At 66.2% G+C, this 20,033-nt stretch carries 24 protein-coding genes; 17 read left to right on the top strand and 7 right to left on the bottom strand.

Features of this window, described 5'->3' with window-relative positions:
• Positions 1–22: 22 nt before the first annotated feature.
• Genes hisD through hutC form a run of 3 tightly spaced genes read left to right on the top strand, consistent with a single transcriptional unit; the run spans position 23 to position 3,127 of the window.
• On the top strand, positions 23–1,339 hold the full coding sequence (gene hisD, locus ABUE31_RS00685; RefSeq protein ID WP_367721551.1) for a histidinol dehydrogenase: 1,317 nt from the start codon (positions 23–25) through the stop codon (positions 1,337–1,339).
• A gap of 7 nt (positions 1,340–1,346) precedes the next feature.
• Positions 1,347–2,369, top strand: coding sequence for a zinc-dependent alcohol dehydrogenase (locus tag ABUE31_RS00680; protein WP_367721550.1), 1,023 nt, complete (start codon positions 1,347–1,349; stop codon positions 2,367–2,369).
• Positions 2,366–3,127: a histidine utilization transcriptional repressor HutC gene (gene hutC / locus ABUE31_RS00675; RefSeq protein WP_367721549.1), complete on the top strand. Its 762-nt coding sequence runs from the start codon at positions 2,366–2,368 to the stop codon at positions 3,125–3,127. The genes ABUE31_RS00680 and hutC overlap by 4 nt, the downstream gene beginning before the upstream one ends.
• Before the next feature lie 20 nt (positions 3,128–3,147).
• On the opposite strand, the gene ABUE31_RS00670 is transcribed toward hutC, so the two are convergent.
• Positions 3,148–3,429 (bottom strand): hypothetical protein, encoded by a 282-nt coding sequence (locus ABUE31_RS00670; RefSeq protein ID WP_367722489.1) that lies wholly within the window; start codon positions 3,427–3,429, stop codon positions 3,148–3,150.
• A 297-nt stretch (positions 3,430–3,726) separates the two neighbouring features.
• Here ABUE31_RS00670 and ABUE31_RS00665 point away from each other — a divergent pair, with 297 nt between their 5' ends.
• The 4 genes from ABUE31_RS00665 to ABUE31_RS00650 all read left to right on the top strand — a co-directional run bounded on the left by ABUE31_RS00665 (position 3,727) and on the right by ABUE31_RS00650 (position 6,771).
• Positions 3,727–4,293 carry a hypothetical protein gene (locus ABUE31_RS00665; protein WP_367721548.1) on the top strand — a complete coding sequence of 189 codons (567 nt, stop codon included), beginning with the start codon at positions 3,727–3,729 and terminating at the stop codon, positions 4,291–4,293.
• Between the two features lie 115 nt (positions 4,294–4,408).
• On the top strand, positions 4,409–5,008 hold the full coding sequence (locus ABUE31_RS00660) for a hypothetical protein (RefSeq protein ID WP_367721547.1): 600 nt from the start codon (positions 4,409–4,411) through the stop codon (positions 5,006–5,008).
• Positions 5,009–5,293: 285 nt separating this feature from the next.
• On the top strand, positions 5,294–6,004 hold the full coding sequence (locus tag ABUE31_RS00655) for a helix-turn-helix transcriptional regulator (RefSeq protein ID WP_367721546.1): 711 nt from the start codon (positions 5,294–5,296) through the stop codon (positions 6,002–6,004).
• Positions 6,001–6,771, top strand: coding sequence for a helix-turn-helix transcriptional regulator (locus tag ABUE31_RS00650; RefSeq protein ID WP_367721545.1), 771 nt, complete (start codon positions 6,001–6,003; stop codon positions 6,769–6,771). Before ABUE31_RS00655 ends, ABUE31_RS00650 begins: the two co-directional genes overlap by 4 nt.
• Positions 6,772–6,800: 29 nt before the next feature.
• On the opposite strand, the gene ABUE31_RS00645 is transcribed toward ABUE31_RS00650, so the two are convergent.
• The 6 genes from ABUE31_RS00645 to motA are packed head-to-tail and all read right to left on the bottom strand — an operon-like array spanning position 6,801 to position 11,632.
• Positions 6,801–7,238, bottom strand: a complete 438-nt coding sequence (locus ABUE31_RS00645) for a BspJ family T4SS effector nucleomodulin (protein WP_367721544.1) — start codon at positions 7,236–7,238, stop codon at positions 6,801–6,803.
• A complete protein-coding gene (gene flhB / locus ABUE31_RS00640) occupies positions 7,235–8,314 on the bottom strand; it encodes a flagellar biosynthesis protein FlhB (RefSeq protein WP_367721543.1) in 1,080 nt (359 codons plus the stop codon). The genes ABUE31_RS00645 and flhB overlap by 4 nt, the downstream gene beginning before the upstream one ends.
• A gap of 41 nt (positions 8,315–8,355) precedes the next feature.
• Positions 8,356–9,369, bottom strand: coding sequence for a FliG C-terminal domain-containing protein (locus ABUE31_RS00635; protein ID WP_367721542.1), 1,014 nt, complete (start codon positions 9,367–9,369; stop codon positions 8,356–8,358).
• Positions 9,370–9,394: 25 nt separating this feature from the next.
• Positions 9,395–9,784 (bottom strand): flagellar motor switch protein FliN, encoded by a 390-nt coding sequence (fliN, locus tag ABUE31_RS00630; protein WP_367721541.1) that lies wholly within the window; start codon positions 9,782–9,784, stop codon positions 9,395–9,397.
• Between the two features lie 29 nt (positions 9,785–9,813).
• Positions 9,814–10,743 (bottom strand): FliM/FliN family flagellar motor switch protein, encoded by a 930-nt coding sequence (locus ABUE31_RS00625; RefSeq protein ID WP_367721540.1) that lies wholly within the window; start codon positions 10,741–10,743, stop codon positions 9,814–9,816.
• A gap of 13 nt (positions 10,744–10,756) precedes the next feature.
• Entirely contained in the window at positions 10,757–11,632 is an 876-nt protein-coding gene (motA, locus tag ABUE31_RS00620) for a flagellar motor stator protein MotA (protein ID WP_367721539.1), read from the bottom strand.
• A gap of 149 nt (positions 11,633–11,781) precedes the next feature.
• On the opposite strand from motA, the gene ABUE31_RS00615 reads away from it, so the two are divergent.
• The 10 genes from ABUE31_RS00615 (at position 11,782) to ABUE31_RS00570 (ending at position 20,025) form a co-directional block, all read left to right on the top strand.
• Positions 11,782–13,590: a DUF1217 domain-containing protein gene (locus ABUE31_RS00615; protein WP_367721538.1), complete on the top strand. Its 1,809-nt coding sequence runs from the start codon at positions 11,782–11,784 to the stop codon at positions 13,588–13,590.
• Between the two features lie 12 nt (positions 13,591–13,602).
• Positions 13,603–14,325 carry a flagellar basal-body rod protein FlgF gene (gene flgF / locus ABUE31_RS00610; RefSeq protein WP_367721537.1) on the top strand — a complete coding sequence of 241 codons (723 nt, stop codon included), beginning with the start codon at positions 13,603–13,605 and terminating at the stop codon, positions 14,323–14,325.
• A 14-nt stretch (positions 14,326–14,339) separates the two neighbouring features.
• A complete protein-coding gene (gene fliI / locus ABUE31_RS00605; RefSeq protein ID WP_367721536.1) occupies positions 14,340–15,734 on the top strand; it encodes a flagellar protein export ATPase FliI in 1,395 nt (464 codons plus the stop codon).
• Positions 15,715–16,293 carry a hypothetical protein gene (locus ABUE31_RS00600; protein WP_367721535.1) on the top strand — a complete coding sequence of 193 codons (579 nt, stop codon included), beginning with the start codon at positions 15,715–15,717 and terminating at the stop codon, positions 16,291–16,293. The genes fliI and ABUE31_RS00600 overlap by 20 nt, the downstream gene beginning before the upstream one ends.
• Before the next feature lie 62 nt (positions 16,294–16,355).
• Entirely contained in the window at positions 16,356–16,736 is a 381-nt protein-coding gene (gene flgB / locus ABUE31_RS00595; RefSeq protein WP_367721534.1) for a flagellar basal body rod protein FlgB, read from the top strand.
• 2 nt (positions 16,737–16,738) lie between these two features.
• Entirely contained in the window at positions 16,739–17,158 is a 420-nt protein-coding gene (gene flgC, locus ABUE31_RS00590; protein ID WP_367721533.1) for a flagellar basal body rod protein FlgC, read from the top strand.
• Positions 17,155–17,472, top strand: coding sequence for a flagellar hook-basal body complex protein FliE (gene fliE, locus ABUE31_RS00585; RefSeq protein WP_367721532.1), 318 nt, complete (start codon positions 17,155–17,157; stop codon positions 17,470–17,472). Before flgC ends, fliE begins: the two co-directional genes overlap by 4 nt.
• A gap of 26 nt (positions 17,473–17,498) precedes the next feature.
• Entirely contained in the window at positions 17,499–18,287 is a 789-nt protein-coding gene (flgG, locus tag ABUE31_RS00580) for a flagellar basal-body rod protein FlgG (protein WP_367721531.1), read from the top strand.
• A gap of 5 nt (positions 18,288–18,292) precedes the next feature.
• Entirely contained in the window at positions 18,293–18,760 is a 468-nt protein-coding gene (gene flgA, locus ABUE31_RS00575) for a flagellar basal body P-ring formation chaperone FlgA (protein WP_367721530.1), read from the top strand.
• A complete protein-coding gene (locus ABUE31_RS00570; RefSeq protein WP_367721529.1) occupies positions 18,757–20,025 on the top strand; it encodes a flagellar basal body P-ring protein FlgI in 1,269 nt (422 codons plus the stop codon). Before flgA ends, ABUE31_RS00570 begins: the two co-directional genes overlap by 4 nt.
• Positions 20,026–20,033: the final 8 nt, after the last annotated feature.

The raw sequence follows: 20,033 nt of genomic DNA, 5'->3' as shown, positions 1-20,033 counted from the left end.
GCCGCCGAGTCGGAACTGCACCATGACCGAAGTTTCCTTCCACGAAACCGCCAGGCTCGACCAGGCAGCCCGCGCCGGGCTGCTCAGGCGGTCCGAGACAGACCTTTCCGCCTTCACCGAGAAGGTCCATCCGATCATCGAGGCGGTGCGCACCGAAGGCGACGCGGCGCTGGTCCGCTTCGCCAGGGAACTGGACAAGGCCGACGTCAAGGCCGGCGGCCTGAAGGTCACCGAGGCCGAAATCGACGCCGCCTTCGGCATGGTGGACGACGAGGTCGTCGAGGCCATCCGCTTCGGCATCGACAACATCCGGCGCTTCCACGAGGAACAGAAGCCCGAGGCCATGTGGCTGAAGGAGATTCGGCCGGGCGCCTATGCAGGCGACCGCATCACCCCGATCAAGTCGGTGGCGATCTACGTGCCGCGCGGCAAGGGCGCGTTCCCGTCGGTGACCATGATGACGGCGGTGCCGGCCGTGGTCGCCGGCGTGCCCGACCTCGCGATCCTGACGCCGCCCGCGCCTGACGGCAGTGTCGATGCGGCCACCCTGGTCGCCGCCCGCATCGCCGGCGTCGAGACGGTCTACAAGGCAGGCGGCGCGCAGGCCGTGGCGGCTGCGGCATTCGGCACCGAGACGGTGAAGCCCGCCCTCAAGATCGTCGGCCCCGGCAGCCCGTGGGTGGTCGCGGCCAAGCGGCTGCTGGCCGGCGTCATCGATCCCGGCCTGCCCGCCGGCCCGTCCGAGTCGATCATCCTGGCCGACGAGACCGTGAAGGGCGGCCTCGCGGCGCTGGACCTCCTGATCGAGGCGGAGCACGGGCCGGACTCGTCTGCCTATCTGGTAACGCACAGCCGGCGTGTCGCCGAGGAAGCGCTGGCGGCGCTGCCCGAGCACTGGGCGCGCATGACCGAGCAGCGCGTCGCCTTCTCGAAAGCCGTCCTGACCGGCAGCTACGGCGGCATCGTGCTGACGGCTTCGCTCGAGGACAGCTACGCCTTCGTCAACGACTATGCGCCCGAGCACCTGGAGATTCTCTCCACCGACCCGTTCCGGCATCTCGCGCACATCACCGAAGCCGCGGAAATCCTGATGGGGCCGCACACGCCGGTCTCCATCGCCAATTTCGGCCTCGGGCCGAACGCCGTGCTGCCGACAAGCCGATGGGCGAGGACCTATGGCCCGCTCTCGGTGCACGATTTCGTCAAGCGCTCGTCGGTCGGCTATGTCACCGCGTCGGCCTATCCCGACTTCGCCAAGGCCGCCAGGACACTGGCCCGCTACGAAGGTTTCTCGTCCCACGAGCACGCCGTCTCCGACGTGCGCGAGGACTATCTCTGAGGCGCACATGAAGGCGGTCAGGCTCCACGCGGCGGGCGATCTCAGGGTCGAGGACATCGACCCCTGCGACGCTCCGGCTGCGGGCTGGGCCGTCGTTCGCACCACCGCCGCCGGTATCTGCGGATCCGATCTCCACAACTACAGGACCGGCCACTGGATCAGCCGCGCACCCTCGGTGGCCGGGCATGAGTTCGCCGGCGTCGTCGCCGCCGTCGGCCCGCACGTCACCGGACTTTCGGTAGGCGCCACCGTGGTTGCGGATTCGCGCTACTGGTGCGGGGAATGCGAGGCCTGCCGCGCGGGCCGCACGAATGTCTGCGCCAGTCTCGGTTTTGTCGGCGAGGTGTGCGACGGAGGTTTTGCCGAGTACGTCGCGCTGCCCGCCCGACTGCTTTGCCGGCACGATCCCTCGCTCGACCCCGTCATCGCAGCCATGGCCGAACCGATGGCGGTCGCGCTCCATGCCGTGCGCCGGCTGGCCGCACCCACCGGCGACCCTGTCCTTGTCGTCGGCTGCGGTGCGATCGGCGGGTTCGTCGCGCTCCTGCTTTCCCGGCTTCACCGGGGACCGGTACTGGTCGCCGACCGCAATCCTGAGCGTGCGCGTCTCGTCGCGAACGTCACCGGGGCGACTGTGGTCGACCTCGACGCCGCCTCGATCCGCCGAGCGCTGGGCGACAAGTCCGTGCGGCATGCCTGTGACGCCACCGGCGACGGGCGGGTGCTGAAATCGCTGCTCGACATCCTTGCGGGCGGTGGATCGCTCGCGCTTGTCGGCATCGCCAATGCGCCGGTGGAGATCGACCTCAACATGCTGGTCGAGCGCGAGACAGCGCTTGTCGGTTGCCATGCCTTCATCGACGAGTTGCCCGACGCGGTGGCGATGCTGCCGGACCTGTCGCCGCAGCTTCAGCGCCTGATCGACGCCGAGATCACCCTCGACGACGTGCCGGCCGCGTATGAGCGCCTCCTGCGCGGCGAGGCGCGCGGTCTGAAGACCGTCATCCGCATCGGGGAGGCGGGGCGATGAGCCGGAAGGCCGACGCGATGGACCGGTCCGGGCAAGGCGCCCTGCCCGACTCGGCCGGCCCGCTCTACGAAAAGGTCAAGGCGTATGTGCTAGCCAACATCGGTAGCGGCGCCTGGGGCCTTAACCACAAGCTGCCGTCCGAGAACGAACTCGTCGCCTCGCTTGGCGTGTCGCGCATGACGGTCCATCGCGCCCTGCGGGAACTGACTTCGCAGGGGCACCTGCTGCGCGTGCAGGGCGTCGGTACTTTCGTTGCGCCTCCGAAGGCGCAGTCGGCGCTGATCGAAATCAACAACATCGCAAACGAGATTGAGCAACGCGGCGCGCGCCACAATGCGAGAGTCATCGTGCTGGAGGCCACCCTTCCCTCCCCCGATCTGGCCGCCGCCTTCGAATTCTCGACCCGCCGCCCGGTCGCGCATTCCGTCATCGTCCATCACGAGAACGGCGTGCCGGTCCAACTCGAGGAACGCTTCGTCAATTCGCAACTGGTGCCGGACTACGAGAACCAGGATTTCGAGGCGACGACCACTTTCGACTACCTGCAGCGGAGCACCCCGCTCACCGAGGTAGAGCACGTCATCTCGGCGGTCGCTGCCGACGCGGAAACGGCGGACCTTCTGATGATCGAACCCGGCACGCCGTGCCTGCTGCTCCACCGCCGTACCTGGTCCGGAGCATCCGTCGCCACGGTCAACCGGCTCGTCTATGCCGGCAACCGCTATTCGCTCGGCAGCCGATATTCTCCCAGAAGCTGAGGGGCTCGAAGAGTTCCGGCTCAGATGCCGGAGCCGAAGAGCTCTTCCGCATCCTCGCCAGCCCAGGGCGCGGGCAGACCGGCGTCACCCTCGACATTGGCGGTGGGCAGGGGCATCCAGCACTTCAATTCTGGATCGGCATAGGCGACGATCTGGCCGGGATGGGAGTCTCCGGCCCGCCATCCCTCGATGCCGAACTGGTCGGCCCTCGACCAGTAGGCGACATCGACTTCGGCCGGGCCCTGCTCCGACGGCCGCACCGTCACCAGAATGCGGCTTCCGTCCTTGGGAGCGCTCGACATATGGCGCCAACGGGATTTCTCCAAGCTATTCCTCCATCTCGGCGGCATCGTCGCCTCCTGCAAGCCATCATAGGATCGCACGCGTGGCGGGGGCAAGTTGGGGCCTCAGCCCGAGAGACCCGCCTTGCGGAAACGAATTCAGGTAAGATTTTCTTCTAAGCTTAAAAGTTTTTGAAGTACTCTGCAGACCATCGACCCCGACACCGATCCGATATCTGAAACCAAATACATCCTCAATTCGTACTTGCTTGTGGCAGGCCACTTCAGGCCTGCCCACGAACCATCGAGGACAGGACCATGACCAAGATGATCTGGAAGATCTCCAGCGCTTTGGCAGCTGGTGCAGTTTTTGCTGTGTTGTGCAGTCCGGCGCAGGCGCTGGACATCGGAGCTGGCGCATCCATTGGCGGCAGCGGCGGAGTGAATGCCGGTCTCGGTGTCTCGCTCGGCGGTAGCGGCGGCGTAAACGCCGGCGCTGGAGCAAGCATCGGCGGCGCCAGCGGCGTGAACGCGGGCGCTGGGGCAAGCATTGGCGGCACGAGCGGCATCAGCGCCGGTGCGGGCGCCACGGTCGGCGGCAGTTCGGGCGTCCAGGCGGGGCTCGGCGCCAATGTCGGCGGAACCGGAGGAATAAGCGCCGGGGCGGGTGTGGGCATCGGCGGCACGGGCGGCACCGGCACGCCTGGAACCCCTGGCAACCCCGCGGCACCCGGCGCAGCGGGCCTGAGCAGCCTGGTGGCGAACATGTCGGCCGGCGAACTGCGTCGCACCAAGCTGCAGTGCCGGCAGGTGCTGGCCAATCGCGGCGCTTTCGACCGCAACCTGGTTGCCTTGTGCCGGATGGTACAGATGGCAAGCCGCTAGGCTCGTTCTTCGGCCTTGACCCGGCGTTCCGACGCCGGGTCGTCACCTGCGACGTTCTGGACGGAACCAACGCGCGCCTCGGCGGTTGTGTTCTATCCAACTCGACAGGTGATGCATGAGAACGGTCAACGCATCATTCGACTTCCATGACGAGGTGACGGCTGCGGTCGACGGCCTCACGGATATGGGCATCGCCAGCAGCAACATCGATGTCGTCACCCTTCGCAGGGGCCTGGTGAGCGACGTCGCCACCGCAGCGGGGATCGGCTCCGCTGTCGGCATTCTGGCCGGAATCGGGGCGTTCGCGATATCGGGCGAAGGGCTGTCGGCCGGCCTGATGTGGCTGGTTCCGGTCGCGCTGGGTATCGGGGCGGGCGGCCTCTGCGGCGGCTTGATTGGCTGGCTCAACGCAGGGCCCGGCGACCCGGGCCGTGTCGATCCGGCACTTGAGGCCAGCCATACGGGGGCGACACTCGTCGCCGCCCGCGTCCATGACGATGAAGTCGCCGAGGCGCTTGCGCTGCTGCGCCAATGCGGCGCCATGGACGCTGCAGCCGGACGCGCCAGATACGCCGCCGACGGATGGGACGGGTTCGGTGCACAGGACATCTGGGAGGACGATATCGGCAGAGAAGAAGCCGGAGAATCCGGCTGGCCCGCTGCCTCGCCCCGGGCGTCAGACGCGTCCTCGATGCGGCACGCCAGCTTCCGCTGAGTCTGCCTGCGGACTCGACAGCAAACTTTTGTCAATCGGCATTTGATGTCCGATTCCACAGCAGTTAAATTAGACCCGAATCAGCCGATCCTCGGGGGGCCGGCGAACCACCAGATCTCTGAATTTCCGGGGTTTTTCCCGGTGCAGGGGCGCGGCCGGCTTCGCGCAAGCTACCGATTCGGCGGGTTGCTTGCAGCGTCAGTATTCAAGCGTAATCCACCCAATCGAAGGGTAACCCGGCTCCGGTTCGACCAGGGCCGGATCGAGAACGATTCCGACCGGACAATGACCAACGCCGCCCTTGCCGCCACCGAACCAGACAGCCTGGCCCTGCGCCTGGCGTCGCGGGGCGACCTGACGGCGTTCCTGATGGACATCACCGCGGAAATCGGCGCCGACGCATACATGCTGGTCGCGGTCACGCATGAAGAGGACCGCAACATCGCCCGCATCCTGGCGTCCAACTGGATACACGACGCCATCGAACTGGCCGGGCGTCGCCTGATCGCCAACCTGGCGGAAGCGCCGGCGACCGCGCCGGGAACGCGCCCCCGAAGCATCCTTGCCAACGAGAGCCCGGACCTGCCCGGTCTGGTGGACGGCGAGGAAGCCGCACTGCTTGACGTGCTCGGACACCGCGAAATCTATCCGCTGAGGCTGCAGGTCGGCCGTCACCGCTATTTCGTGCTGTTTTCGGCCGAACGCACCGACAGGATCGACCTGAACGCCCTCGGCGGCGCGCAGATGCGCTGCTGCTATGCCCTTTCGCAAATACCGGAAATGCTGCGCGCCGACGTCGCCCAGGATCCGCTTTCCGACCGCGAGCGCGAATGCCTGCTGTGGGTCTCGGAAGGCAAGACGACCGACGAGGTCGCCTTGATCCTGGGTGTATCGGCCAACACGGTGAACAACTACATCACGCATGCCATCCAGAAGCTGTCCGCCAGCAACCGCGCCATGGCGATTGCAACGGCGATCAGGAGCGGCATCATTTGACAGCAGCAGCCGAGAAAGCAGCGGACGACCTTGCGCCCGGCGGGCGACGCGGGCTGTTCGGCGACGTCTCGCTCGTCGCCGAACAGCAGCGGACGACGACGCTCCCGGACGCCGTGCGGCGCTGCCGCTGGATCGCCATCGACATGAACGCGGCCGGCTTCACCCTCCTGTTCGCCGAATCCTCGCTGGAGCGTCCGCTGCTCGCTCCGTGCTTCGATTCCGACTATCCGGAGGTCTCGGCCGCGACGAAACTGGCGGCAGGCCCGGATCGCCTCATGCTTGCCAGGCATGCCCGGGCCTCGAGCGTGCCCTGCTGGTGGTCGGACATGCCGGGTTCCGCGTCCGACGCGGCGCTCTCCGCCCTGCGCTGGGCAAATCGCATCGAACCGCTGATGCCCGGCGCCTGCGGCGTGGCCTTTCCGGTGCACGCCGACTACGGCCGATACGGCCTGGTGGTCTTCTTCGGACCGGACATCATGCTGGACTGCGAAGGCCTCTTCGACGCCCACGCACGCTGCTTCTCGCTGTTCGAGGCGGTGGCGCGCATGCGGCCGGGCGACAGCGCCCGGGTACCGTCGATCTCGAAGCGCGAACTCGAATGCCTGAAGCTCACGGCCAACGGATACACCAGCGAGGAGATCGCGCGGTTGCTCAGCCTGTCGGTGCACACCGCCAACCAGTATCTCAGCAACACCACCCAGAAGCTCGACGCGGTAAACCGGATGCACGCCGTCGCAAAGGCCTTGCGCATGGGACTGATCGACTAGGCTTCGGCCCGCGACCTGACAAAAGCCGTTCAGCGCGAGGCGGCGACCGCCGTCTTGCGTATCCTGGAACGCTCGATGGCGTCGGCAAGGTAGGCTGTATTGCAAAGCGGGTCGGGGTCAGGCCGGTCGAACGACACGTAGTTGACCACCACAGCGGCCCGCTCGTCTTCCAGGATCAGCGCGAAATAGACCGTGACGCCTTCGGGGCGCAGTTCCAGGTCGAGCACGATGCGCGGCGGATCCGACCAGCTGACCTCCGCCTCGCCGCCATGGCCGAGCTTGAGCGTGCCCGGCGCGAAGAACAGCTCAGCCGCGGAGTCGACAATGTCGGAGACCGTCGAGAAATGTTCGAGGCGAATGAACGAGATGTAGTCGGCCGCGTCCACGAGGCGCAACTCGCCGACGACGTCCTTGATGGCTTCCGCCACGATCGCCTCGCGCGATGCCGAATGCGGTTGTCGGTTCATTGGACTCTTGGCTTGGCCTTGTTGGCGTAGACGACACGGATGAGTTCCGCGACAGCCTGGTAAAACTGCTGCGGGATCACGCTATCCACCGAAACTTGCTTGTACATGGAACGGGCGAGCGCGACGTCCTCGAAAACCGGGACCTTGCTCGCCTCGGCGATCTCGCGGATTTTTAGCGCGACGAGGTCGGTTCCCTTGGCGAGGACGACCGGCGCGTCGTCCTGTTCGCGAACATATCTGAGCGCGATGGCATAGTGGGTCGGGTTGGCGATGACCAGAGTCGCCCGCGGCACCGCGGTCATCATGCGCCGCCTGGCCCGGTCGCGGGCCAGCGAGCGCAGGCGGGACTTGACGATCGGATCGCCTTCCGACTGCTTCAGCTCGTCCTTCACTTCCTGCTTGGTCATCCGGAGGTCCTGGCGCCAGTGGAAGCGCGACCAGACAAGGTCAGCCGCCGCGATGAGCCCCATCACGGCGACGATCGAGAACAGGATCTCGATGGCCATGCCGCGCACGACGACCATGTAGTCTGTCGTTAGGGTCAGCATGCCCGTCAGGAACTGCCTGACGCTGTCGGACAGCACGAAGCTCAGCACGGCCACGGCAAGGCCCAGTTTGCCGAGCGACTTCAGGAACTCCACGAAACCCTGCAGGCCGAACAGCCGCTTCCAACCCTTGCTGATCGAGATGCGCGAGGCCTGCGGGCGAATCCGCTCGCCTACGAACTGCGGCATGTTCTGGAGCGCCGAGGCTCCGACGCCCGCGACGACCAGCAGTATCAGCAGGCTGGCGACCGCCTTGCCGATCTCCAGCGTCACCAGGCGCGACAGCTCGACCAAATCGTTGGCCGTGTCCATCGGCCAGGCGTCAGGCTTTTCCAGGAAGATCGACAAAAACGACCCGAGTTCGGCGATCGAGCCGCCGGCGAAGAAGATGGCGAACAGCAGGATGGCGACAAAGGAGGCGAGGATGCCCGTTTCGCGCGAATGCGGAAGTTGACCCTTTTCGATCGTGTCGCGGATCTTCTTCTCAGTCGCTTCCTCGGTTTTGCTGTCCTTGTCGACGTCTTCCGCCATGGCGACTTCGCTCTGTTGGGGTTAGCGACGCGCGGGCGGAATCACGCGGCCGAACTCTGCGCGCTCGGCAGCTCGAATGCGCCTTCGCGCGCCATCCGGATTGCGGCGGCGGCGATCGACTTGCGGGCACGCACGATGTCCTGCGCGCCGACGCTGTCAGACCCCTGCCCGAGCTCGGATTCGATCATACGACGCGCGCGCGCGCCGATCGACGACAGGACGGCTTCGGTCAGGGCGGGCGTCGCGTTGCGCAGCGCCAGCGTGACCAGTTCGGTCGAAATGCTGTCGAACAGGGCGACGCGCGCCTTCTGCGTAAGCTGGACGATGTCCTCGAAGGCGAAGAGGCGTGAGCGAAGCGCCTGCATGTCGGGCGTTCCGGATTGCTCGAGATCCTGCATGACCTCGTCGAGCTTGTCCTTGTCCATCTCGTTGAGGACGCTTGCGACGCGGATCTGGCCAGCCGACGTGTCACGGGTCGCGCTTTCGGCAAGCAACCGCGCGCGGATCTGGTCCTCGATGATGCCGGTCGCGATTTCGGGAATGACGGCCATCGACATCATGCGCTTGACGATTTCGTTGCGGACGGGCTTGTCCAGCACAAGGAGCGCATTCGCCGCCGCCCCGGGCGAGAGCTTGGAGAGCACCAGTGCGGCGGTCTGCGGGTGTTCCTCGCCGAGGAAGGCAGCGAGCCGCGCCGGATCGGCGGTCTCGACCTCCGGCCAGACGGGGGGCGGTCCGCGTTCCTCCTCGACGGGCTGGTCGACGCCCATCAAGGCGCTGACTTCCTCCGGCGTCAGCGACTCGTTGATGATCGTATCCATGCGGTCGCCGGAATCCATCAGTCCGGCGCCCTCCGTGAACTCCGCCTCGAATTCGGCGACGATCTTTTCCAGGTCGGCCTGGTTGATGGTGCGCAGCAGGCGCGCGCCTTCCACGAGCGCCTTCAGTTCCTCCTGCTTGAAGAACTTCAGCAGCTTGCTGGCGGAGGGCTTGCCCATCGCCACAAGGATCGCGGCAGCCTTCTGCGTCCGCGTCATTGCCTCGGCGGTGCTCATGCGAACGCCCTGCGCACGACGCCCATCACGCCTGCTTAGACCCGGTGCTGATTTCGGTCAGCTTGATGCCGAAGCGCGACGGATCGTTGTCGAGCACGGTGATCTCGCCGCGCGCGATGCGGCGGCCGTTGACCATCACGTCGACGGGCTCGCCGACGCGCCGGTTCAGCGCCACGGTCGATCCCTTCTGAAGACCCATAAGGTCGGAAACAGCCATCTCGGTGCTGCCGAGCACGATCTGGACCTCGACGGGAATGTCCATGATAAGCGACGAGTTCGCGCCCGAAGGCATCGCAGACGCCGACTGGGATGCCGGCCGCTGCTGCTCCTCTTCGTGCAGCGCACCCCTGAGTTCCTCGATCGCCCGGTTCAGTTGTTCCTGGGAAGCGTTCTCGTCGAGGGCCGGTTGCGTCATCGTCTTCTCCACCTTTCGCCGGTTGCCGCCTATCGGGCGCCAACCAGGCCTTCCATCACGTCCTGTCCGGCATCGAAGGGGTGCCTGACGCGGACCGTATAGTTCTGACCCAGCTTGCCGAACTCGCAGACGAACAGCGTCTTGTGACGCGTCGAGAGTTTCGTCTGCGACTGCGCGTCCGGTTCGAATTCAATGACCTGCCCGACCTGCAGCCCGGCGATCTGTCCAAGCGTCATCCGGGCGAGCGGCATCGTCGCCTGCAGTTCGACGCCCGAGCGCATCACCTCTTCGCCAAAGCGTTGACGCCACTGCGTTTCCGGGCCCGACTGTGACGCTGCGCCCGACCCGCCCTTCAACAGAAGGCGCTGCGGCATGGTGAGCGTGATCGCGCCCTTGCCGGCCGATGTCGAGATGACCAGTTGGACGCGAGCGCCAGGGCCGTCGCGCAACGGATGCGTCCTGAGATCGTCTCCTGCTACGGCGTGCGGAATGGGCAGCGCGAGATCGGCATAGGCGCCGCCGCCGGCCACCGCCGCCGCGATCTCCTCGAAGACGCGCGTGGCGACCGTGATCTCCGTCGGCGAGAGTTCCCGCCGGATGGGGGCGATGGCGATGCCGGGATCGCCGCCGAACAGCATGCTGACCACAAGCGCCACCGCATCCGGGTCGATCGTCATCACCAAGGCGTCGGGCACGTATCCGGCAGCCGCCACGGTCATGGCGTGACCTTCGCCGCCGGGCCGGGCGTCGACCATGCGCGAAAGCTCGACGCCCGACAGGTCGAGCGCGACGTCGAGCGACAGCTTCTGCCTAAAGCCTTCCCTGATGGACGGGATCGCCTTCTCGATCAGGGCCCGTGCCGCGTCGGTGACGCGCTCGGGCTCGCCGGTCTCGCCGACCAGCCGCTCGACGATGTAGGCCCGCATCTCGGCGGGGTTGGCGGGTGTCGCCGCGTTCATCGGGCGCTCACGGTCAGGCGGCCTTCTTCTCGGCGGCGGCGGAATTCATCGTGCTCTGCTCGACGGCGTCGATCGACGGCCTTTCGTAGGACGAGATCGTCTTGCGGCCGAACTCGATTGCCACCTGCGGCAGGGCGCCGTTCATGTAGGCCAGGAGCGTCTGCTTTACGATCACGTAGAGCCGGTTCTTCTTCTCGCGCACCATCTTCACCTTGCCGGCGATCGGACCGACCACGCAGTAGGACATGAAGATGCCTAGGAAGGTGCCGACAAGTGCGGCGCCGATCAGGCCGCCAAGGATCTCGGGCGACTGGTCGAGCGCGCCCATCGCCTTCACGACGCCGAGGACGGCGGCCACGATGCCGATGGCCGGGAAGCCGTCGCCCATTACCGTCAGTGCGTGGTAGGCCTTCAGCTTGTCGGCGCGGATCGTCTGGATTTCCTCGTCCATCAGGGCTTCGATCTCATGCGGCCGCGCATTGCCGATGATGATGATGCGGCAGTAGTCGCAGATGAAATGCGTGAGGTCGTGGTTCTTCAGCACGGTCGGGAACGCCTGGAAGATCGGCGACTCCTCGGGATTGTCGATGTGCGCCTCGACCTCGCTGCGGGACTTGGATTTGAGTTCGCGCATCAGCGAGTGCAGCACGCCGAGGGTTTCGAGGTAGTCCTGCTCCTTGGGAATGGCCTGCTTGAAGGCCTCCATGCAGGCCTTGCCGGTGTCCTTCACCACCTTCATCGGATTGGCGACGAGGAAGGAGCCCAGCGCAGCGCCGCAGATGATGACCACTTCCCACGGCTGTATCAGCACTTCCACATGGCCGCCCATGGCCATGTAGCCACCGATCACGCAGCCGAAGGTAACCACCAGTCCGATCAGAATTCCCACGGGTCCGTCCTTCGCAGGGCAACGCTGCCCCAGACGTAACGCGCGTGCCTTGTGTGAGGCTTGAATCGACGACGCGCGCCCGCAGCTTCAAGCCTCGCGCAAGCAAGCCCCCCTAGCCTCTGCGGATAAGCTTCGGCCGGAGGCCTGCCTTGCTCAGCACCTATGTCAGCTACCAGCTCATTACCCGGGACATGCCGAAGGCAATCGACCGGGTCGAGCGCGAGCCGACGGTCGATCGCGAGACAAAATATTACCTCGAGAACATTTCGAAGGTGAAAACCATCGAGGAGTTCGTCAAGGACGATCGCCTGTTCCGCTACGCCATGAAGGCGCACGGGCTGGAAGACATGGCCTATGCCAAGGCCTTTATGGTCAAGGCGCTGAAGGAGGGCGTGCGCGACCCCGACAGCTTCGCCAACAAGCTGCAGGACAAGCGCTACGCGGAATTCGTCAAGACCTACAACTTCGAGCGGTACGGCGAAAAGGCGACCATCTACAACCGTGCGCTGCATGACGCGCCGACGAACTTCGCCTCGACCGTGGTCATCGGCACGATGGATGGCGGTTTCGGCTTCGTCGAGGACGAGGTCGGCTACTACGTCTCGAACATTTCCAGCGTGGCCTCGATCGACGAGTTGATGGCCGACAGCAGGCTGCTCTATGTCGCCATGGGCGCCTTCGGCCTCGATGCGAACACCGAAACGCCGGAGCGCATCCGCGAGATGCTCGAGGGCGGCGTCGCCGATCCGCAAAGCCCGGCAAACAGCCTCGCCGACAAGCGCTACGCACACTTCGTCGCGGCGTTCGACTTCGCCGCGCACGGAGCCGAGACGACGAGCCGCGAGGTGGTCCAGGATGCGCCAAAGTACTTTGTGATCAATACCGGGCTGGCGCTCGTCAAGCCCGACGCCGCTTTCGTCAAGGCCGAGACAGACTACTACAAGGCGAACATCGGCAAGGTCAGGTCGATCGACGACCTGATGCGCGACCAGCGCCTGCTGCGCATCGCGATGAGCGCCTATGGCCTGAATGCGGACACCGAGGAACCCCGGCAGATCCGCGCGATGCTCGCCGGCGGCGTCAGTGATCCTGGCAGCCCGGCAAACCAGCTTGCCGACAAGAGCTATGCCAAATTCGTCGCGGCCTTCAATTTTGTGGACCACGGCGCGGCAACGACCACCCGCGACGCCGTCCAGAAGGACACGCTGAAGCTCTACACGGTGAAGACCGAGAGCGGCCTTCTGGCATCGAGCAAATACTACATCGACGTCGAAACGAACCACTATCTCGCCAATGTCGGCAACATCAAGTCGATCGACGACCTGATGGCGAACAAGCGCCTGCTTGACTATGCGCTGGCCGCCTACGGCCTCGATCCTACCCTGGAGCCGCCGGCGCGGGTGCGCCAGATGCTCGAAGGCGGCGTCGCCGACCCGAAGAGCCCGGCCAACCAGCTGACGGACAAGGCCTATGTCGCCTTCGTGACCGCCTTCAACTTCGCCGAATACGGCGAAGCGGCCACGACACGAACGCCGGCCCAACTGCCGTCTATCGACAAGTTCCTTCGCCAGACGCTCGAGGAAAATGCCGGCAAGGAAAACGAAGGCGTGCGCCTCGCCCTCTACTTCGAGCGCAAGGCGGCGTCGCTAACCAATTTCTACGAGATCCTGGCCGACCCCGCGCTCGCCGAGGTCGTCCGCACCGCGCTCAGCCTGCCGGACTCCTTCGCGGCGGCCGACATCGACCGCCAGGTCAAGCTTTTCGAGGAGCGGCTCGACATCGAGGACTTCACCGATCCGGCACGGCTGGAGAAGTTCCTCACCCGCTTCACCAGCATGTGGGAGATCAGCAACCCCTCGGCCCCGGCGCAGGCTCAGATCAGCGTCCTGTTCTCGCAGCCGGTGGAGTTCGGGGTTTCGACCGACCTGCTGTTCGCCATCCAGTCGATGAAACGGTAGGAGCGCGCGCCCTTGCAGACCGGCCTCTACGTCGCCCTTTCCTCGCAGATCGCTCTGGAAAAGCGTTTGAACACCATCGCCGACAACGTCGCCAACTCCTCGACTGTCGGCTTTCGCGCCACCGGCGTCAAATTCGAGGATGTCGTGTCCGGCCTCGACAACAAGGCCATCTCCTTCGTGTCGACGGGCGACACCTACATGTCGACGGCGAGCGGTCCCTTGCGCGAGACGGGCAACCCGTTCGACTTCGCCATCCGGGGCGAAGCCTGGTTCGGAATCGAGACGCCGGCCGGCACGGTGATGACCCGCGACGGCCGCTTCACGCTGACCGAGAACGGCGAACTCGTGACGATCGAGGGCTACCCGGTGCTGGACGCAGGCGGCGCACCGATCCAGCTCGATCCGCGCAACGGGCCTCCGCAGGCCGGCGCCGACGGCTCGCTGCGCCAGGGCGAACAGCAGGTCGGCGCGCTGGGGCTTTTCAACTTCGATCCGGGCCCGAATTTCGTCCGGTTCGGCAATTCGGGCATCGTCCCGTCGAGCGAGCCCGAACCGGTCGTCGACCGCATCGACGCCGGCGTCGCGCAGGGTTTCCTGGAGGACTCCAACGTCGATCCGATGCGGGAGATGGCGCACCTGATCATGGTCCAGCGCGCCTTTGACAACAGCGCAGCCATCCTGCGCGACTCCGAATCGTCATTTGACGATGCGATCAAGACGCTCGGCTCCAGATAGCCGGTGACCGCAACATGACGCTATCATTGCCGACCTCGCGCCTCCACCGCCAGGACAATCCCCTGGACGCGCTGGAACGCGCCTGGCGGCGGGTCGCCGGCGATCATGCGCTGATCCGGCGCGGCGGCCGCATCACCGAAGTCTCGCCGACGCATTTTCGCGTAGCCGGCCTATCCGAGGTCGCTCGCCTCGGCGACATGGTCGAGCACCGCAGCCGCGCCGGCATCCGCCACGGCGAAATCGTCCAGATCTCGCCCGACGAAATTCTGGTCTCTCCCTTCGAGCAGGCTGGCGACGCGGGCGTCGGCGACACCGTGATCGAGCTTGGCCCCTTCACCGTTCTTCCGCACGACAGCTGGCGCGGACGCGCCATCGATGCGCTCGGCCGGCCGATCGACAGCGGGCCGCACCTCGCGCAGGGCGATCCCGAGGAGGCCGCCAGGATCGCCACGCCGCCGGCCATGGCGCGCCAGCGCGTCGGCGACGGCTTTACGACCGGCGTCAAGGTCATCGACATCTTCACGCCGATCTGCTTCGGCCAGCGGCTTGGCATCTTCGCCGGTTCCGGCGTCGGAAAGTCTACCCTGCTCGCCATGCTGGCCGCGGCCCGCGCCTTCGATACGGTCGTGGTCGCGCTGGTCGGCGAACGCGGCCGCGAGGTTCGCGAATTCCTCGAGGACACGATCGGCCCGGACTGCATGGCAAAGACCGTCGCCGTCGTCTCGACTAGCGACGAGAGCGCGATGATGCGCAGGCGCGCGCCCGACACCGCCATGCGCGTGGCCGAGCATTTCCGGCTCAAGGGCGACCGTGTCCTGCTCATCCTCGATTCGATCACACGTTTCGCCCATGCACTGCGCGAGGTGGCGACCGGCACCGGCGAACCGCCGGTGGCGCGCGGCTACCCGGCCTCCGTCTTCACCGAACTGCCGAAACTGCTCGAACGTGCCGGTCCCGGCGTCGAGGGTTCGGGATCCATCACCGCCATCATCTCGGTGCTCGTAGACGGCGACGACCACAACGATCCGGTCGCCGATTCCGTGCGTGGAATCCTCGACGGGCACATCGTGCTGGACCGGTCCATCGCCGAGGAAGGACGCTATCCGCCCGTGAACCCGCTGTCGTCGATCTCCAGGCTCGCATCGCGCGCCTGGAGCGACGACCAACGCACGCTCGTGACGAAGCTGAAGGCCATGGTCTCGCGCTTCGAATCGACCCGTGACATCCGCCTTCTCGGCGCTTACCAGCCGGGCGCCGACGTCGAGCTGGACACCGCCGTCCGCCAGGTCCCGCTGATCTACGAAGCGTTGACCCAGACGCCGCGCGACCCGGCGTCCGCCGATGCCTTCGCCGACCTTGCCCGCCACCTGAAATCGAAGGAAAGGCCGCATGTTTCGCCGCCCGGCTGACCGCATCCCGAACAACACGCCGCCCGCATCGCTGACGCCGGAGCAAGAAGCGAAACGGCGCGACCGCCGCAGCGACATCACCGTCGCCGCGCTCGGCGTGACGCTCGGGCTGATCTGCGCTCTATTTCCCTGGTACATTTTCTTCAATCCGGAGGAATTCGGCGTCCGCGCGATGCGGTTCGGCGGAGCCGGCGAAGGCGAGGCGCCAATCCTGCTCGGCGCACAGCCGGAGCGGGTCGGCGCGCCCGTGGAAAGCCAGGAACCAGTACCCCTGGACCTCGACCTGCTCTCGACCGGTACGGCGACGAAGCTGGACGAAGAGACGGCCGATGCGCTGGCGACCGACCTGGTGGAACAGCCCTATCCGCCACCCGCAATCGCCTTCAGGGTGGTGCAGATCGCCAACGGCCGCGCGCTCCTTGAAGACGACAGCGGACTGTTCGTGGTCCAGCCCGGCTCGATGCTGCCCGACAGCAGCCGCATCCGCACCATCGAAGAGCGCAACGGCAAGCCTGTCCTTGTGACGGACACCGGGCAGGTTCTCAAGATCGCCCCCTAGGCTGTCGCAAGGCCCGCGCAAGACTGGCGGCATACGCTCCGGAAACCTGGCCGGAGATTTGCATGGAGTCCGTCAACCTTTTCGCCCTTGCCACGCAGCAGTCCCGATGGCTGGCCGTGCGACAGACGGCGGTTGCCGGCAACATCGCGAACGTCAATACGCCGGGCTACCTGGCGGTGGACGTCGAGCCTTTCGAAAAGGTTCTGGACAACACCGGCGTGACGATGGCGGCGACGCAGGCCGGCCACGTCTCCGGGCGCGCGGGCGCGGCCGGCTTCGCGGTCAGCGAGCAGCGCGACGACCCGTCGATTCTGCCGTCCGAGAACTCGGTCGTGCTGGAGAACGAACTCCTGAAGGCCGGCGAGATCCGCCGCCAGTTCGAGCTCAATACCGCGATCGTCAAGGCCTTCCACCGCATGCTCATGACGACGTCGAGAGGCTGACGATGGATCCGCTGGCCGCTGCCCTCAAAGTCGCCGCATCCGGCCTCGGCGTGCAGTCCGAGCGGTTGCGCGTCGTCTCGGAAAACCTCGCCAACGCACAGTCGACCGGCGACGCTCCCGGCGCCGATCCCTATCAGCGCAAGACGATCAGCTTCGCGGCCGAACTCGACCGCGCGACCGGCGCTTCGCTGGTCGAGGTCAATGACATCGGTCGCGACGCCTCGGACTTTCCGATCCAGTTCATCCCGGGTCACGAGGCCGCTGACGAAAAGGGCTACGTCAAGATGCCGAACGTCAACATGCTGATCGAAATGGCCGACATGCGGGAAGCGAACCGCTCCTACGAGGCCAACCTGCAGGTCATCAAGCAGGCCCGCGAACTCATATCGATGACCATCGACCTGATGCGGAGCCAGTCATGATCTCGGGATTGGGCGCACTCGACTTCAGCAGGATCGGCGGCGTTTCAGCGACGTCCCCTGCAGGGCCGGCGACTGCGACAGACGCCACCGGCGCGACCGGTTCCTTTGCATCTGTTCTTTCCGATCTGGCCACGCGCACCGTCGGCACGCTCGAAAACGCCGAGCAACTGTCCGTCCAGGGCATCCAGGGCCAGGCCGACACCCGAGAGGTGGTCGATGCGGTGATGAGCGCCGAGCAGGCGCTGACCGCCGCCGTCGCCATCCGCGACAAGATCGTCAGCGCCTACATGGAAGTCAGCCGCATGGCGATCTGATCGCCGGCGCAGGAGGGTAATCCGTCATGAAAGCACTCGCCATCGCCGCCACGGGCATGAACGCGCAACAGACCAATCTCGAGGTCATCGCCAACAACATCGCCAACATCAACACCACCGGCTTCAAGCGGGCGCGGGCGGAGTTCTCGGACCTCCTCTACCAGGTCGACCGCATGCAGGGCGTGCCGTCGCGCGCCGATGCCAGCGTCATTCCCGAGGGCGTCTCGATCGGCCTCGGCGTCAAGACCGCGGCCGTCCGCAACGTGCACGTCCAGGGCGGATTGACCAGCACCGGCAACAATCTCGACCTTGCCCTGACCGGCAACGGCTGGTTCCAGATCGAGGGCGCCGAGGGTCAGACGCTCTATTCGCGCGCCGGCGCCTTCAACACCAATGCGACCGGCCAGCTCGTCACCGTCGATGGCTACAACGTCATCCCGGCGATCACGGTTCCGACGGACGCGGTGGACATCGTGGTCAACAAGACCGGTCAGGTCTATGCCCGCATCGAGGGCCAGACCGACCTGCAGGAACTCGGGCAGCTGACGCTCGCCGCCTTCGCCAATGAGGCCGGCCTCGCCCCGCTCGGCGACAACCTGTTCCAGGAGACGGCGGCGTCCGGCCCGGCCACCATCGGCGCGCCCGGCGATCTGGGCTTCGCGACGATCGAGCAGGGCTACCTGGAAAACTCCAACGTCGATCCCGTCAAGGAGATCACCGAGCTGATCTCCGCGCAGCGCGCCTACGAGATGAACTCCAAGGTCATCCAGGCGGCCGACGAGATGGCGGCCGTCGTCTCCAAGAACATCCGGTGACAGGAATGACGAGGCGAATCCTGGCCCGACTGCTCGCACCCCTCGCACTGGCGCTGCTTGCCGGGGCATCGCCGGCTCTCGCGCAGGACGTCGTCCTCATCCCCAACCGCGTCATCTATCCCGGCGAGACGCTCGAACTCGCCATCCTCCGGGAAGTGACGCTGAAGCCCGGCAAGGTGATCCCGCCGGCGGTCGCCGTCGCCGCCGCGCAACTCGAAGGCAAGGTTGCCAAGCGCACCCTGCTTCCCGGCCGTTACATTCCCGAAGCTGCCCTTCGCGAGGCGTGGGTCGTCGAACAGGGCACGCCGGTACAGGTCATGTTCGTCTCCGGCTCCCTCGTCATCTCGGCAACCGCGGTAACGCTGCAGTCCGGTGCCGCGGGGGATATCGTGAGGGTGCGCAACCTGGACAGCGGCAAGACATTTTCCGGCATCGTCATGGGCGACGGCACCGTCAGGGTCGGGGCGTCATGAACAGGCTGCGCCCCACCGCGTTCCTGTTGGCGCTGACGCTGGCTGCCTCGCCGGCGGCCGGCGCTGACTATTTCGAGGGTACGCCCCCTCCGCCGGTGTCCGCGGAGGGCGCCTACATCGACCGCTTCCCTCCGCCCGTCGGCGGCGTGCCAATCGGCCAGGAGGGCGCGGGCGCCTACGCCAAGTTCCCGGAAGCCAAGAGCACGCTTCCGAAGCACGGATCGGCCGCGCGCATCAAGGACATCGCCCAGTTGCAGAGCGCCCGCGACAACCAGCTTGTCGGCTACGGCCTGGTCATCGGCCTGCAGGGGTCGGGCGACAGCCTGCGGAACGCGCCCTTCACCGAGCAGTCCATCCGCGCCATGCTGGAAAATCTGGGCATTGCCGGCGAAGGCGGCCGCGCCAGGGCACGCAACGTCGCCGCGGTGATCGTCACCGCCAACCTGCCGGCCTTCGTCAAGTCGGGATCGCGCATCGACGTCAGCGTGGCGTCGATGGGCGACGCCACCTCGCTTGCCGGCGGCACGCTGGTCATGACGCCGCTGAAGGCCGCCGACGGCGAGATCTACGCCGTCGCCCAGGGTCCGGTTTCTGTCTCGGGCTTCACTGCCGAAGGACAGGCGGAATCGCTGACACAGGGCGTCCCGACGGCCGGCCGCGTTCCCAACGGCGCGATCATCGAGCGCGAGGTCGAAGCGAGCTTCGCCGCACAGTCGAACCTCGTGCTCCAACTCCGCAACGCCGACTTCTCGACCGCCGTCCGGGTTACGGACGCCGTCAACGCCTATGCAGGCGAACGCTATGGCAAGCGCGTGGCCTTCGAGCAGGACTCGCGCACGATCGTCATCAAGAAGCCCGACAACATCTCGCCGGCGCGCTTCTTCGCCGAACTGGAAAACCTGGTCGTCGCCGCCGACGCGCCGGCGCGCGTGGTCGTCGACGAGCGTACCGGCACCATCGTGATCGGCAACGACGTTCGCATCTCCCGCGTCGCCATCAGCCACGGGACGCTGACCGTGCGCATCACGGAAGCGCCGATGGTCGTCCAGCCCGAGCCATTCTCCGACGGCGAGACGGCGGTGGAGCCCTATACCGAGATCGACGCCATGCAGCCGGACGCGAATGTCGCGGTTCTCGACGGCCCTGACCTGCAGACGCTGGTGTCCGGGCTCAACAGCCTCGGCGTCAAGCCGGACGGCATCATCGCGATCCTGCAGGGCATCAAGTCCGCCGGCGCGATGCAGGCCGATCTCGTCCTCCAGTGAGCTGACCC

The sequence above is a fragment of the Mesorhizobium marinum genome (genome assembly GCF_040813675.1).
GTDB classification, from domain to species: domain Bacteria; phylum Pseudomonadota; class Alphaproteobacteria; order Rhizobiales; family Rhizobiaceae; genus Mesorhizobium_K; species Mesorhizobium_K marinum.
The sequence above is the reverse complement of the archived record's forward strand: the minus strand, read 5'-3'. Positions and strand labels throughout refer to the sequence as shown.

Excerpts from the sequence above, each read along its gene's own strand:
- flgC (WP_367721533.1), top strand. The coding sequence starts at position 16,739 with ATGGATCCGCTGGCCGCTGCCCTCAAAGTCGCCGCATCCGGCCTCGGC.
- ABUE31_RS00635 (WP_367721542.1), bottom strand. The coding sequence starts at position 9,369 with ATGAGCACCGCCGAGGCAATGACGCGGACGCAGAAGGCTGCCGCGATC.
- flgA (WP_367721530.1), top strand. The coding sequence starts at position 18,293 with ATGACGAGGCGAATCCTGGCCCGACTGCTCGCACCCCTCGCACTGGCG.
- flgB (WP_367721534.1), top strand. The coding sequence starts at position 16,356 with ATGGAGTCCGTCAACCTTTTCGCCCTTGCCACGCAGCAGTCCCGATGG.
- fliN (WP_367721541.1), bottom strand. The coding sequence starts at position 9,784 with ATGACGCAACCGGCCCTCGACGAGAACGCTTCCCAGGAACAACTGAAC.
- hisD (WP_367721551.1), top strand. The coding sequence starts at position 23 with ATGACCGAAGTTTCCTTCCACGAAACCGCCAGGCTCGACCAGGCAGCC.
- ABUE31_RS00645 (WP_367721544.1), bottom strand. The coding sequence starts at position 7,238 with ATGAACCGACAACCGCATTCGGCATCGCGCGAGGCGATCGTGGCGGAA.
- ABUE31_RS00680 (WP_367721550.1), top strand. The coding sequence starts at position 1,347 with ATGAAGGCGGTCAGGCTCCACGCGGCGGGCGATCTCAGGGTCGAGGAC.
- ABUE31_RS00660 (WP_367721547.1), top strand. The coding sequence starts at position 4,409 with ATGAGAACGGTCAACGCATCATTCGACTTCCATGACGAGGTGACGGCT.
- ABUE31_RS00655 (WP_367721546.1), top strand. The coding sequence starts at position 5,294 with ATGACCAACGCCGCCCTTGCCGCCACCGAACCAGACAGCCTGGCCCTG.
- ABUE31_RS00600 (WP_367721535.1), top strand. The coding sequence starts at position 15,715 with ATGTTTCGCCGCCCGGCTGACCGCATCCCGAACAACACGCCGCCCGCA.
- ABUE31_RS00670 (WP_367722489.1), bottom strand. The coding sequence starts at position 3,429 with ATGTCGAGCGCTCCCAAGGACGGAAGCCGCATTCTGGTGACGGTGCGG.
- ABUE31_RS00625 (WP_367721540.1), bottom strand. The coding sequence starts at position 10,743 with ATGAACGCGGCGACACCCGCCAACCCCGCCGAGATGCGGGCCTACATC.
- fliE (WP_367721532.1), top strand. The coding sequence starts at position 17,155 with ATGATCTCGGGATTGGGCGCACTCGACTTCAGCAGGATCGGCGGCGTT.
- ABUE31_RS00570 (WP_367721529.1), top strand. The coding sequence starts at position 18,757 with ATGAACAGGCTGCGCCCCACCGCGTTCCTGTTGGCGCTGACGCTGGCT.
- ABUE31_RS00665 (WP_367721548.1), top strand. The coding sequence starts at position 3,727 with ATGACCAAGATGATCTGGAAGATCTCCAGCGCTTTGGCAGCTGGTGCA.
- flgG (WP_367721531.1), top strand. The coding sequence starts at position 17,499 with ATGAAAGCACTCGCCATCGCCGCCACGGGCATGAACGCGCAACAGACC.
- hutC (WP_367721549.1), top strand. The coding sequence starts at position 2,366 with ATGAGCCGGAAGGCCGACGCGATGGACCGGTCCGGGCAAGGCGCCCTG.
- flhB (WP_367721543.1), bottom strand. The coding sequence starts at position 8,314 with ATGGCGGAAGACGTCGACAAGGACAGCAAAACCGAGGAAGCGACTGAG.
- fliI (WP_367721536.1), top strand. The coding sequence starts at position 14,340 with ATGACGCTATCATTGCCGACCTCGCGCCTCCACCGCCAGGACAATCCC.